At 62.3% G+C, this 12,781-nt stretch carries 16 protein-coding genes; 7 read left to right on the top strand and 9 right to left on the bottom strand.

All coding sequences use genetic code 11. The annotated features are described in order from the left end of the window. Window positions 1–83: 83 nt before the first annotated feature. Window positions 84–1,394 carry a hemolysin family protein gene (locus NKK51_RS26000; RefSeq protein WP_352555047.1) on the top strand — a complete coding sequence of 437 codons (1,311 nt, stop codon included), beginning with the start codon at window positions 84–86 and terminating at the stop codon, window positions 1,392–1,394. Between the two features lie 27 nt (window positions 1,395–1,421). Here NKK51_RS26000 and NKK51_RS25995 read toward each other — a convergent pair whose 3' ends face one another. Both NKK51_RS25995 and NKK51_RS25990 read right to left on the bottom strand, forming a co-directional pair. After that, entirely contained in the window at window positions 1,422–1,781 is a 360-nt protein-coding gene (locus NKK51_RS25995) for a hypothetical protein (RefSeq protein WP_352555046.1), read from the bottom strand. A gap of 30 nt (window positions 1,782–1,811) precedes the next feature. Then, entirely contained in the window at window positions 1,812–2,696 is an 885-nt protein-coding gene (locus tag NKK51_RS25990) for an NAD(P)-dependent oxidoreductase (protein WP_352555045.1), read from the bottom strand. Window positions 2,697–2,825: 129 nt separating this feature from the next. On the opposite strand from NKK51_RS25990, the gene NKK51_RS25985 reads away from it, so the two are divergent. Then, window positions 2,826–3,179: a winged helix-turn-helix transcriptional regulator gene (locus NKK51_RS25985; protein ID WP_352555044.1), complete on the top strand. Its 354-nt coding sequence runs from the start codon at window positions 2,826–2,828 to the stop codon at window positions 3,177–3,179. Between the two features lie 386 nt (window positions 3,180–3,565). Here NKK51_RS25985 and NKK51_RS25980 read toward each other — a convergent pair whose 3' ends face one another. Beyond that, window positions 3,566–3,820, bottom strand: coding sequence for a DUF1127 domain-containing protein (locus NKK51_RS25980; RefSeq protein ID WP_023809755.1), 255 nt, complete (start codon window positions 3,818–3,820; stop codon window positions 3,566–3,568). 231 nt (window positions 3,821–4,051) lie between these two features. On the opposite strand from NKK51_RS25980, the gene NKK51_RS25975 reads away from it, so the two are divergent. After that, on the top strand, window positions 4,052–5,557 hold the full coding sequence (locus NKK51_RS25975; RefSeq protein ID WP_352555043.1) for a winged helix-turn-helix domain-containing tetratricopeptide repeat protein: 1,506 nt from the start codon (window positions 4,052–4,054) through the stop codon (window positions 5,555–5,557). Between the two features lie 55 nt (window positions 5,558–5,612). Here NKK51_RS25975 and NKK51_RS25970 read toward each other — a convergent pair whose 3' ends face one another. Next, entirely contained in the window at window positions 5,613–6,311 is a 699-nt protein-coding gene (locus NKK51_RS25970; RefSeq protein WP_352555042.1) for a CGNR zinc finger domain-containing protein, read from the bottom strand. A gap of 109 nt (window positions 6,312–6,420) precedes the next feature. Between NKK51_RS25970 and NKK51_RS25965 the strand changes: the two genes are divergently transcribed. Further along, entirely contained in the window at window positions 6,421–7,329 is a 909-nt protein-coding gene (locus NKK51_RS25965; RefSeq protein WP_352555041.1) for an alpha/beta fold hydrolase, read from the top strand. A 10-nt stretch (window positions 7,330–7,339) separates the two neighbouring features. Here the strand turns inward: NKK51_RS25965 and NKK51_RS25960 are convergent, their stop codons facing one another. Continuing rightward, window positions 7,340–8,266: a DMT family transporter gene (locus NKK51_RS25960; protein ID WP_023809759.1), complete on the bottom strand. Its 927-nt coding sequence runs from the start codon at window positions 8,264–8,266 to the stop codon at window positions 7,340–7,342. 109 nt (window positions 8,267–8,375) lie between these two features. Next, a complete protein-coding gene (locus tag NKK51_RS25955; RefSeq protein ID WP_352555040.1) occupies window positions 8,376–9,356 on the bottom strand; it encodes a quinone oxidoreductase family protein in 981 nt (326 codons plus the stop codon). Window positions 9,357–9,453: 97 nt separating this feature from the next. On the opposite strand from NKK51_RS25955, the gene NKK51_RS25950 reads away from it, so the two are divergent. Beyond that, on the top strand, window positions 9,454–9,858 hold the full coding sequence (locus tag NKK51_RS25950; RefSeq protein WP_352555039.1) for a winged helix-turn-helix transcriptional regulator: 405 nt from the start codon (window positions 9,454–9,456) through the stop codon (window positions 9,856–9,858). A gap of 67 nt (window positions 9,859–9,925) precedes the next feature. Then, complete coding sequence (locus NKK51_RS25945) at window positions 9,926–10,735, top strand: MBL fold metallo-hydrolase (RefSeq protein ID WP_352555038.1); 810 nt, start codon at window positions 9,926–9,928, stop codon at window positions 10,733–10,735. Between the two features lie 62 nt (window positions 10,736–10,797). Here NKK51_RS25945 and NKK51_RS25940 read toward each other — a convergent pair whose 3' ends face one another. Further along, entirely contained in the window at window positions 10,798–11,403 is a 606-nt protein-coding gene (locus tag NKK51_RS25940) for an NADPH-dependent FMN reductase (RefSeq protein ID WP_023809763.1), read from the bottom strand. 89 nt (window positions 11,404–11,492) lie between these two features. Here NKK51_RS25940 and NKK51_RS25935 point away from each other — a divergent pair, with 89 nt between their 5' ends. Further along, window positions 11,493–11,861 (top strand): winged helix-turn-helix transcriptional regulator, encoded by a 369-nt coding sequence (locus NKK51_RS25935; RefSeq protein ID WP_164780174.1) that lies wholly within the window; start codon window positions 11,493–11,495, stop codon window positions 11,859–11,861. Window positions 11,862–12,011: 150 nt separating this feature from the next. On the opposite strand, the gene NKK51_RS25930 is transcribed toward NKK51_RS25935, so the two are convergent. Next, window positions 12,012–12,215 carry a hypothetical protein gene (locus tag NKK51_RS25930; RefSeq protein ID WP_352555037.1) on the bottom strand — a complete coding sequence of 68 codons (204 nt, stop codon included), beginning with the start codon at window positions 12,213–12,215 and terminating at the stop codon, window positions 12,012–12,014. Window positions 12,216–12,331: 116 nt separating this feature from the next. Further along, the gene (locus tag NKK51_RS25925) at window positions 12,332–12,727 is read right to left on the bottom strand and encodes an acyl-CoA thioesterase (protein ID WP_013530049.1); all 396 of its coding nucleotides are present in this window, start codon (window positions 12,725–12,727) and stop codon (window positions 12,332–12,334) included. Between the last annotated feature and the right edge of the window lie 54 nt (window positions 12,728–12,781).

Below are 12,781 nucleotides of genomic sequence, written 5' to 3'. Positions count from 1 at the left end.
CTGCGTGAGCGAAATGCCGGTCATTTCTCAAAAATCACGTCAGACTATTTTCGAAGACCGCGCCGCAATGCTATTGACCGCTCATGTTATACGTAGAAATCGCTATCGTGGTCGTCCTCATCTGTGTGAACGGCCTTCTGTCGATGTCCGAACTTGCCATCGTCTCGTCGCGACCGGCCCGCCTGAAAGCGATGATCGACCGCGGCATCAATGGCGCCGGCCGCGCGCTCGAGCTTGGCTCGAATCCCGGCAAGTTCCTCTCCTCGGTGCAGATCGGCATCACCCTGGTCGGCGTCCTCTCCGGCGCCTTTTCCGGCGCCACGCTCGGCGAACGGCTGGCGCAGTTCCTGGCCTCGACCGGCATCCGCGAGACCGTCGCCGATCCGCTCGGCGTCGGCATCGTCGTCGCCATCATCACCTATTTCTCGCTGATCGTCGGCGAGCTGGTGCCCAAGCAGATTGCCTTGCGCGACCCAGAGCGGGTCGCCGCCAGGGTCGCTCCGGCAATGACCATCCTCGCCACCATCTCGGCGCCGCTGGTCTTCCTGCTCGACTTCTCCGGCCGCACCATATTGTGGCTGCTCGGCCAGCGCGGCGAAAGCGAGGAGAAAGTCACCGATGAGGAGATCAAGATGCTGGTCGCCGAGGCCGAGCATCACGGCACGATCGAATCGGACGAGCGGCGCATGATCGCCGGCGTCATGCGGCTTGGCGACCGCGCCGTGCGCGCGGTGATGACGCCGCGCACCGAGGTCGACTGGATCAATCTGCAATCCGACGAGGCGGCCATCCGCAAGCTGCTCATGGAAACCCAGCATTCGCGCCTGCCGGCAGGCGACGGCGGCGTTGACGTCATGGTCGGCGTCGTCCAGACGCGTGACGTGCTGGCCGCACTGCTTGCCGGCCGCGTGCTCGACCCGCGCAGGCATGTGCGCGCAGCCCCTATCGTGTACGACCAGGCCGACGCACTGGATGTGCTGCAGAAGCTGAAGGAATCCGACGTGCCGATGGCGCTGGTGCATGACGAATACGGCCATTTCGAAGGCATCGTCACCCCGGCCGACATCCTCGAAGCCATCACCGGCGTGTTCCGCGCGGACACTGACGCCGGTGATGAGGAAAACGCCGTCAAGCGCGAGGACGGCTCGTGGCTGCTCGCCGGCTACATGCAGGCCGACGAGATGGCCGACATTCTCGGCATCGACTTGCCGGAAAACCGCGATTACGAAACCGTCGCCGGTTATGTGCTGTCGCACATGCACCATCTGCCGGCGACTGGCGAATGCGTCGACGCGCAGGGCTGGCGCTTCGAGGTGGTCGATCTCGACGGCCGCCGCATCGACAAGCTGATCGCCACCCGCCTGCCCGGCGCCCACCGCGAGGCGGTGCGCTGACATGTTCGAATGTCAGCTTTTGGCCGGTTAGCTGACGCCGCCCTCTGCCAGAGGTCGAACTGGTTTCAACAAACCGAAGAAGCCAATGATGCGCGTTATCCGTTTCTGCTCCTCATCTAGAAAGGCGATGTCCAGGCCCTCGGGTAAAGACGAACCGTCAGGCATCACAAACTTCCACGCGAAGCGCGCGACGCCGTGATGAACATCCACGTTGCTGGTCCGCAGAATGCAGGCACCAGGATGCTTGCTCTGAATTCCTGCAATGTGGGCTAGCAGTTCTTCGGCACCAACAGCGTGAACGGTTCTGTATACGTCGCGCCATCGCTCAAGACCGATAGCAGCGACGCCCGCCGCTTCTCGGCGTTTTCGGTGGACCACGATGCACAATACTTATCAATGAGATACGTCAAAGGCATGCTACTTCCCTGTCGCCAGAAAATGCGAGAGCGCGGCGAAATCATCGTGCAAGTGGCCCGCCGCTATGGCCCGTTTGAATATCGCATCATAACCATCGACTATTGAACGGTCGATTCCGCGGAACTGCATCAACTCCAACAGATGCTGTATTGCGCTGTGGTGCGCCGAGATCGACGAGAGCGTTTCGTTATCGCTGGCAAATCGGCCAGCGCTCGTCCGCTTGATGAGGTCGGTCACCAGGCCGTCGATGACCGGCGCCGTCGCGGACCACTGCCGCGCCAGTTCACCGAGTTCGATCTCTTCGGCCTGCGACACGGCGATCGCATGGAGCGTCCCGAACAGAGCGCCCCACATGATAGCCAGTAGTGCGCTATCGAGCGCGTTCGCACGCCCTGGTTCTGCGCCAACATGCTGGACATTGCCACCCAAGGCGCGAAACACATCGCGGTTCGTGTCGAATTTCTCCCTTGGCCCGGCAAGCAGGATGGTCCCGGCGTCCGTGCCGATATAATCCGGCGTCGCCATGATCGCGCCATCAAGGTAGTTTGCGCCGTGCTTCGTACACCATTCAGCGGCTTCCCGTGCGCCACTCGACGTCCCCGAAGTCAACTCCACGATCAGCTTGCCGCGAATGGCTGAGGCGATGGCGTCACTGTGGAGAAGCGCTTTTGTCGCCTCATAGTCGCTGACATTCACAATGATGATCTCGCCTGCGTTCACGGCTTCCTCCACGGAGGACGCGGCGATTGCGCCCAGCCTGGCGAGTGGATCGGTCTTCTGTCTGGTTCTGTTCCAGACAGTCGTCGGATATCCCGACTGAAGCAGGCTGCCGGCGAGCGCCGAGCCCATACGGCCCGTTCCAATGACCGTGATTGAAAGCTTCATTCCACACTCCATATCAATTGGCGGCGTCAGACCGCGTTTTGCTGTGATCGTCTTGAGAGGTATGTCAAAACGAGCGGCGCGCGATACGCACCCGGGCGTAAGTGGTCACCAGAAGGTAAGGAACGCGCGATGAACAATTCCGCGGACAATGGCTTTGCAGCGGCCGTCAGGATGGTCGAAGGAAAGAGGAAAGTAGATATCCTTTGCGAGCTCGGAACGGCGTCGCGCAGATTTGGTCGATTGAAACAGGCGCTTTCTGGCATCAGCGAAAAGATGCTGGCGCAACAATTGCGAGAACTGGAGGCCGACGGCCTTGTCGACCGTAAAGTCTTTTCCGTGGTTCCAGCGAAGGTAGTCTATTCGCTGACAGAACGCGGCGCGGCGCTCAACGCAGCAGCAGGTTCACTATGTCTGTGGGCCGAGCAATTCGGCCTGCCCGGCTGCACTCAGATTGCCAATGGCGTACATATGGATGCCCTCTGATGCATGTCGCCCAGAGCGACCTCGATTTGGGAGAACAACATGCATAAAAACGAGGACCTAAAACGGGTCGCCTGAACCCGTTCGTACGGGACACGCTTCAGGGGTGCGACGCGCTCGATGTCCTGTCGAGATTAAAGGCGTTCCGATGGTGCTGGTCCATGACGAGTACTACCGTTTCGCACCGCCACAACGGCCGGCATTCTCCCATCAACGGGCTCCGTCGCCGGCTATGTGCTGGCGCACATGCATTATGCCGGCGACTGGTGAATGCGTCGACGCGCAGGGCTGGCGCTTCGAGGTGGCGATCTCGACGGCCGCCGCATCCCGCCTGGCAGGCGCCCATCGCGAGGCGGTGCGCTGACGCCCGAGCAATTGCGGCATTCGCTCTATCGTTCCCAGAAGGACTTGGCGATCTCTCCCTCGACCTGCTCTATCGTCAGGCCGATATCGTCGATCAGATGCGGATTGTCCTTCGACATCTGCCTGAGTTGCCAGCGAAAGCGTATCCGTTCGCGCCAGGTCCGATCGTGCCAGCTCGCTATGATGCTTCGCAGGGTCTTCAGGAGCCGGCGCGATGCCGGCCGCACGGGCGTTCCCGGTCGCGCTGCACAACGCTGGGCTGATGCAAGTGTATTGGTCATGGCAACCTCCATATGGTTTGAGGGCCTAAGGGCTCTCGATGAGGTTGAATTCTGCGCGATACGGACGGCGCCGTAATTAAGCCCTCCCAAATAGTTCTCAAAACTTCCAAACGAGCTAGAGCAGTTCACCGGTTCACGGAACCGGTAACCTACTCTAACCCTTTGTTTTGACGCAATTCCGAACAGAAAACCGCTTCACACTTTTCCTGGAATTGCTCTATAGATGCGCCTATGGGATCGCGTTTTGCCTTTGGTCCGTTCGTGCTTGATCCGGGTGCGGGAACGCTGCTTCGGAACGACGTCCCCGTTGCCGTTGGCTATCGCGGGCTGAGCCTGCTTGCAGCACTCGTCGGGCAGCCCGGTGAAATCTTGGGAAAGGCCGAGTTGATGGACGCTGCATGGCCGGGCACGGCCGTGGAGGAAGGCAACCTCACCGTCCAGATCGCGCAGTTGCGCAAGCTGCTTGGTCCTGTCGGCGAGAACGGCGAATGGATATCCACCGTTCCGCGCGTCGGCTACCGTTTCACGGGGGCCGTCGAACAGCTCGGCCAGGCCAAGCGAAAACCCTTGCCGCTGCCCGACAAACCATCGATAGCCGTGCTGCCCTTCGTCAATTTCAGCAACGATCCCGAGCAGGATTCCTTCGTGGACGGGTTGACTGAAGACCTGATCACCGACCTGTCCAGGATCTCCGGCCTGTTCGTCATCGCCCGCAACTCGACCTTTGCCTACAAGGGAAAAGCGATGGACGTGCGCGAGATCGCCGGGGACCTTGGCGTGCGCTACCTGCTGGAAGGCAGCGCAAGACGCGCCGCGGGGCGCGTGCGCATCAACGCACAGCTGATTGACGCGGTGAGCGGCGATCATCTGTGGGCGGAACGCTTCGATCGCGGCCTGGACGACATCTTTGCCGTTCAGGACGAGGTGACGGCCAAGATCGTGGAGGCATTGCTTGGCCGTCTGCGCACGCTGCCGCCGCGCAACCGGCCCAGCAATCTCGAGGCTTACGATCTCTGCGTGCGGGCGCGCAAGCTGATCGACGACTCGCCGCAGATGGCGCAGGAAGCGCATCTGATGCTGACGCGCGCGGTGTCGCTCGATCCCGGATACGCCGAGCCCTATCGCTGGCTTGCCATGAACCACTGGATGGGACAGGTGCATTGGGGCGGACCAACCGAAGCTGCCCGCAGCGTTGCCTTGGAGCTGGCGCGCAAGGCTGTGGCGATCGATCCCAACGATGCTGGCTGTCGCTGGATCCTGGCCTACCTGCTTGCCTATGAGCGCAGCTTCGCCGAGGCGGATGCCGAATTCGCCAAGGCGATCGAGCTCGACCCGAACGAGGCCGACACCTGGGCGGCATTGTCCGACATCGCGGTCCTGGCCGGCCGGGTCGAAGAGGGTCTCGAGCACATCCGCAAGGCGTTCCGGCTGAACCCGTTTCCGGCGAGCTGGTACTATCTGACGCTCGGCCAGGCGCAATATGCGGCGCGCGACTATCAAGCCGCTATCGAGACGTTGCGCCGTGACGAGACCTATCGCACAAGCTCACGCCGTTTCCTGGCGGCAAGCCTGGCGCAACTCGGCCGGCTGGACGAGGCGCGCGCGGAGGCCGAGCTGTTTCTCGTCGGCAACCCGCATTTCACAACCCATCACTGGGCGACGACCGAGCCATTCCGCGACGCCGCTACGCTCGAGCATTTCGTCGATGGTTTTCGCAAGGCCGGTCTTCCGGAGTGACGCGCCGGCATCCGGCCTACCCGCAGCAAAGGCGAAGTGGTGCGCTAACCCGGATCTAGGCATGGGCATGATCTCGGTGGCGCGAGACCTTCTCGCGGTTACCGCAGGTACGCATGCTGCACCAGCGCCGCTTGCCGCCTCGCGACGTATCGAGGAAAAGCCAGCCACAGCGAGGGCAGGAATGCAGCCTGTCGCGCGGCAGGGTGAAGAACGCTTCGATGGACAGCATGGCCAGCAAGGCGGTGACGGCATCCGGGTCCCGCCACCGGGCAAGGGCAAGCTTCGGTCTGGTGCGATCCAGCTCGATAGAGCCGGCGGCAAGCGAGCTTGCCGTGCGCGAGAATAACACGCCTAGAGCAATTCCAGGAAAAGTGTGAAGCGGTTTTCCGTCCGGGATTGCGTCAAAACAAAGAGTTAGAGCAGCTCGCCGTTTCCGTGAAACGGTGAAATGATCTAGCGGTTCGACCGCGGACGGTTTGCCCGCGGCGATTGACTCGAAAACCTGAAATGACGCCTCCCGCACTTCGCGGACCCGTTCCACGAACCGCCCATCCGCTATCTCGGCGACGGCCTGCGCCTGGCGATCGTCGGCAAGCCCTGAGGCGTTGAACCAGTTCGCAACATCCCGGACGGACTTGAACAGTTCATTATCAGCTGCTGGCGCCCGCCGGTCGAACACGGCGTTCGACAGGTCCAAAGCGGGATGCCCGCCTATGAAGTGATCCGGCACCCATTCGGTGTGTGCATGGCTCACGGAACATAACCTCATTAGCTGCATTATACGGTTACAAGATGAATCACTATCACACCGGTATACGGTGTCAAAGCCACCCCGGTTCGGCGCCAGGCCCTGGAGAAAGAGGATGTGCAGCAATCGTTACAAGACCCGCCACGAAACCATCAATGTCGACGGCCTCGACGTCTTCTACCGCCATGCCGGCGACCCAGGCAGACCGGCAATCCTGCTGCTGCACGGATATCCGACTTCGTCGCACGTCTATCGCAATGTCATCGAACCGCTGGCGGAGACAGCCTATGTGGTGGCGCCGGATCTGCCCGGTTTCGGCTTTTCGTCCGCCCCTTCCATCGATGCCTATGACTACACGTTCGAGAACCTGGCCAACACGATCGAAGCCTTCATCGAGGCCCTCGGCCTCCAGCGATTCTTCCTCTACATCACTGACTTCGGCACGCCCGTCGGCTATCATCTCGCCACACGGCGGCCGGATCGCATCCTCGGCCTGATCGCGCAGGACAGCAACGCTCATGACGAGGGGCTGGGACCGGAATGGGACGCGCCGAAGGCGTTCTTCGCCGAACCGACTGAAGAAAACCGCGCCAAACTGCCGGACTGGATGAATTTCGAGGGGACCCGGAACCAATATATCGGCGGTCTCCCCGAGCGTCTGAAGGTGTTGTTTCCGCCCGAGGGTTGGTATCTCGATACGGAGCGTCTGGCGAGGCCCGGCAACACCGACATTCAGTTCGAACTCTTCACCGATTATGGCTCGCACATCGCCCGCTTCCCGGCCATCCAGGCCGATCTCCGCGACCAACAGCCAGCATGCCTCGTGCTGTGGGGACGGCACGACGCCTTCTTCGCGCTGGACGAGATCATGGCCTACAGCCGCGACCTCGACGCAGTCGAAATCCATGTCTTTGAGAGCGGACACATGCTTCTCGAAACGCATCATCGCCAATGCGCGGCTCTCATCGCTCACTTCATCCACGAGGTGGAGACTGGGGTATTTCGCGAACCTGCCGGGCGCTGAACGTCGGCGCTCAAACCGCCACTTCGATGGGCTCGGCAAGCCTGGGATTGGCCCGCGCGGCGATCAGGCAGCCGGCGACGATCAGGCACGCTCCGGTCAAGGTGGTCCAGGTCGCCTCCTCGCCGAAGAAGAACCAGCCGAGCGCGACCGCCCAGATAAAGGCCGAGTATTCCGTCGGGATCAGATATTGCGCTTCGGCGCGGGCGTAGGACCAGCTCATCAGGAACTGCCCGGCAAGCGACAGCACCGTCACCCCGGCCAAAGGAAGCCAAAGATTGCTCGGTAGGGCGACGGCAAGCCAGGGTGCTGCGAGACCGAGGAGGATGGCAACGCAAAGGTTCTGGAACAGCATGATCTCGATGGGCTTGGCCAACTGCGCCTGTTGCCGGGCGAGGATCAGATTGTAGCCGTAGAACACCGTCGACACGAGCACCGCTGCCGTGCCGAGCATGGCATCTTGCGAATAGTCTGCCTTCCCGAACTGGCCGGCCATGATGATGGCGACACCGGCAATGCCGGCCAAAGATGCCCAGACAGCCTGGCGCCGGATCCGTTCGCCCAGCAGCAGCGCGGCGAGAAACAGGGCAAACAAGGGCGCCACGAAACTGAGCCCGATCGCCTCCGCGAGCGGCAGCCTGGCCAAGCCCCAGAAGAAGGATATCAGGACGATGCCGACAATCGCGGCACGCAGCGCATGCAGCCTCAGCACCGGAACGGTTGGCGTTAGGCGCGGTCCCGCCAACCAGGCCGCGCCCGCGACCACGGTCGCGACCATGCTGCGCCACAGCAAGGTGTTGTAGACGCCGACCGCGATGACCAGGATCTTCATCGCCGCATCCATCCCGGACAGCAGGAAGATCGCAAGCGCGCAAACGAGCACCGGGATCATCGGGGAAACGGCGCCGGTCAGGCTGGATGTCTTCACGGCTTCACTCATGTGACGGATTGCAGCCCGATATATCAGGCCACAGGGCGCGACCAGATGGCAGTCCCGTCGATGTAGCAGTCCAACCCCGATTGGCGTCGTGTTCGCGGCTATCGCCATATCAGGGTATCAGTACCACCTTCCCAGTCGACCGGCGCTCATCCAGCAACCGGTGCGCTTCCCCGGCCTGGTCGAGCCGGAATCTGCCGCCGATCGTGACCTGCAGCCGGCCGCCTGCCGCCATTTGGAACAACTCGGACAGGCTGGCTTTCAGCACGTCGGGAGACAGCAGCGGCAGCAGCGCGAAACCCCTGAGTGACTGGTTGCGGCCGATCAACTGCTCCAGATCGGAGGCAGCGAGGCCAAAGCGTCCGAGCGCAGCAAACACCAGTTCGCCGCCAGGCGCCAGGGCCTCAAGCAAGGCAGCGGTGAGCGCACCGCCGACTGTGTCGTAGATGATGTTGGCGCCCTCCCCGCCGGTGAGGTCGCGGACGCGAGCGGGCCAGTCCGGCTTGGTATAGTCGACTGCGGCATCGGCGCCGAGCGACAAGGCGAAATCCAGCTTTGCCTTGCCGCCGGCGGCTGCGATCACCTGGCGTGCGCCCTTCAGCCTGGCCAGTTGGACAAGCAGCGTTCCCACACCGCCCGATGCGGCCGGCACCAGCACCGCCTTGTCATCGGGCGGGCTTTGCCGAAGCAGATGAAGGGCCGTCAGCCCCTGCACCATCAGCGCCGTGGCAGCCTCGAACGGCAGCGCATCCGGCAGCGGCACGACGAGATCGGCTGACATCGTCACCTGCTCCGCATAGCCGCTGTGGGGACGCTGCGACATGAACAAAGGCGCGGCCACGCGGCGACCCAGCAATTGCGCATCCACACCTTGCCCGACGGCCTCGACGACACCCGCCGCCTCGACGCCTGGGATCATCGGCAGTTGCGGCGTCACCGCGTAGCGGTTCGCGCGCATCAGCACTTCGAAGAAGTTGATCCCGGCGGCGTGGACACGGATCAGCACCTCGCCGGACTGCGGCACCGGCGCCGGCAGATCGACCACCTCCAGCACCTCGGGACCGCCGAAGCGGCTGAGTTGAATGGCTTTCATGGCAAACTCCGATAGCACTGGCATCGGCAGCGGTTTGCCACTATCTGCGGAGCCTCGACTACACACTCATTTGTCCCCTGCTGACCAGGAGGTGACCATGCCAGATCCCAAGAGAATGCCGATCAAAAGACTGCCTGTGCTGCCGGCGGAACGGGCGCTGAAAGTGATCGCGGGTCGCTGGAAGGCGGTCATCCTCTACCATCTCTTCGATGGTCCCCGGCGGCTATCGGCACTCAAGGCGCTGATGCCGGGCATCGCCCAGAAAGTGCTGATCCAGCAGCTGCGCGAAATGGAGGAGCACGGCCTGGTCAGCCGCGAAATCTTCGCCGAAGTGCCATCGCGCGTCGAATATTCGGCGACGCGCCTCGGCCTCAGCCTCGAGCCGATCCTGCTGGCGCTCTGCCAATGGGGCCAGCACCACGCCGACGAGTGGAACGAGACGAACCGCCTCGCAGACTGCATCATACGGCCGAGGCAGGCGACGCCTGCACAAATAGCATAAATCGAATTGACGGGGCGACGCGGGTTGCCGTCGCAGGTTGTCGATTGTCCACAGAACGGATCGGAAAATGCACCGCATAGCTTCGGGCGACCTTTATCAGACCTACGATCTTGGTGACTTGCGCATCACCTCCTTGCGCGATGGCTATGTCGACATGCCGATCGGACGGCTTCGGCAACGCGGCGACAAGCCATTTGGCGACGAATTACCGAAACAAGTCGCGTTGGTTGATGGTCAACTCAGGCTTTCCGTCAATGCCTTCGCGATTGACGATGGAAACGGGATCATCCTGATCGATACCGGCGCCTCGAACGCCTGGCATCCCACCATGGGCCGACTTCCCGAGGCGCTGGACGAAGCTGGCATCGATGCCGGACGAGTCCGTACCGTCTGCTTCACCCACACGCATCTCGACCACATCCATGGTCTTGTGCTTGCCGACGGCCGCGACGCTTTCCCGCGCCTGGCGCGCTTGCTCGTTCCCGGGGAAGAACTCGGCTTTTTTCGCGCCGAAGCGCGGCTCGAACGATTTCACGGCATGGCGGAACCCTTCGAAGCCGGAGACCGTATCGGGACACATGTCGACATTGTCGGCGCTCATGGCCATGAAGCGGGACACAGCTGCTTTCGTGTTTCTGCCGGCGGCGAACGCATTTTGATCTGGGGCGACACCGTTCACGTCCCATCGCTTCAGTTCGATCGACCTGAGGTGACATGGGAATTCGACGCCGATCAGGACCAGGCGCGCGAAAGCCGGTTGCGGTTGCTGGCGCTTGCAGCCGACGATCATTGTTTCGTCGCCGGCGCGCATCTGGATTCGCCCGGTGTCGGCCGCGTCGTCCGATCCGGCGCCAGCTTTCAATTCGAGCCGCTATAATTGAAAAAGGGCGGCGCAAGACGCCGCCCCCGGATCCTTGGGAGGATAATTCGAATTGGCGGTCAGGCCGCCTTGACTTCCTCGGCAACGGCGTCGGCCTGACGCGCCGCCTTGAGCACCTTGGCCCACCACGCAACATCGTTGACCAGCGCAGTGGCGGCCTGGTTCAGATGCTCGAGGTCTTCCAGCTTCTTCTCGCCCTGGCGGACGGCGAGGAAATCGCCCCACGCGATATGGACGGCCGACTTGACCGGCGCCATCTGCAATTCGACGGCATACAGTCTAAGCTGTTCGACGGCACGCGAGCCGCCGACGCTGCCATAACCGACGAAGCCTGCCGGCTTCTTGTTCCATTCATTGGCGGCGTAGTCGATGGCGTTCTTCAGCACGGCCGTCGGGCCATGATTGTATTCGGCGGCGGTGAAGATGAAGCCGTCGAATTCGGCGACCTTCTTCTGCCAGCGCTGTGCCACTTCGTTCTGCGACGGCGCCCAGGCGGAGGATGCGACCTCGTCGAAGAACGGCAGCGGGAAGTCGCGCAAGTCGACGATCTCGACATCGATGTCGGCATGCGATTTGGCGATCTTGGCGATCCACTGGGTTGGCACATCGGCGAAACGAGCGGCGCGCGTCGATCCGACGACGATGGCAATTTTGGGTTTGGACATAAGGGCTCTCCTTGCACGAAGTACTGGTATCATTTGGATACCTGCGCTATATGAGATACTGCAAACGCGATGCACAAGAAGGCACTTTTTTGTTACCGAGGCACCCACACCGCACCGAGGACTGCCGCGCCATCTCGGAAATCCTGCAGCGCGTCGGCGACAAATGGACCGTTCTGGTCGTCGGCAAGCTGGGCGACGGACCGATGCGTTTCAACGAATTGCGCGCCGCCGTCGGCGGCATCTCGCAGAAGATGCTGACCACCACCTTGCGCGGTCTGGAGCGTGACGGCTTCGTCACCCGCACCGTGTTTCCAACCATTCCGCCGCGCGTCGATTATGAGCTGACCGAGCTCGGCCACGAGCTGCTGATCCCCGTCAGCGCACTGAGCGAATGGGCGCGCGCGAACACCATGCGCGTCAAGGCGGCGCGCGAAAAATTCGACGGCACGCACGCCTGAAACCCTTGCACGGCAAGGGATTCAGCCCCGCACGCAACATCCGGCTTGCCTGATCGGAAATTCTATCTCGGCTGCGCGGATGGTTGCCCGAATGCACGCGCCGTTTTGGCTGGCGGATTGCCGCTCATGCCGTCCGCTGACGGCTGCCGCTCAGGCTCCTGACATGCGGACATCGCATCGCGCCGCGGCACAGGTATCACACCGTGCGCCCCGCTCGCCGGGAGCCTTGTCCTCATGCGTGCAGGCAATGCGCGAGATATCTTCCTTCACCTCCGCGTAGGCGGTCACGCCGAGCAGGCAGGTCGTCGCGACCAGGGCTGCCACGAGCCAACCGTTCAGCAGATGTTGACGCATTGTCTCTCCTCCGATTGCAGCAGGATCGGGCATGGAGGCAACCGTTGGATGTCGCGAAACGGGTCTCCCGGAGGGGCACTGTTACAAATGACCAAGCGTGGGAGAAACGGCTTGCGTCAGCCTTCGGCAGGAACCGCTTTCGGCTTGCCCTCGCCATCCAGCGCCACCATGACGAAATCGGCATGGGTGACCTTTTCCATCAGGTCGGAGAGGTAGCGCTGCGCCCAGGCCTCGACCTTAAGCGTCATCGAGGTGCGGCCGACGCGTTCGACATGGGTGTAGATGCACAGCGTGTCGCCGATCTTCATCGGCTTGGCGAAGGACATCTCTTTCACCGCAGCCGTCACCACGCGGCCCTTGGCGCGCTCGGCGGCACGGATGCCGCAGGCCAGGTCCATCTGCGCCATCACCCAGCCGCCGAAAATGTCGCCGGCCGCATTGGCATCCGAAGGCATGGCCAGGGTGCGCAGCGTCAGATCGCCAAGCGGCCGTCCTTCAGCGTAGTGCACCATGCGAGAAATCCTTCGAGACCGGCTGCCCTCGATCCCGTATCGTCACGGCGCCTG

Source organism: Mesorhizobium sp. M0011 (assembly GCF_040324155.1).
Taxonomy (GTDB): domain Bacteria; phylum Pseudomonadota; class Alphaproteobacteria; order Rhizobiales; family Rhizobiaceae; genus Mesorhizobium.
Note: the sequence above shows the minus strand (reverse complement) of the source record. Positions and strands in the feature narration are given on the sequence as shown.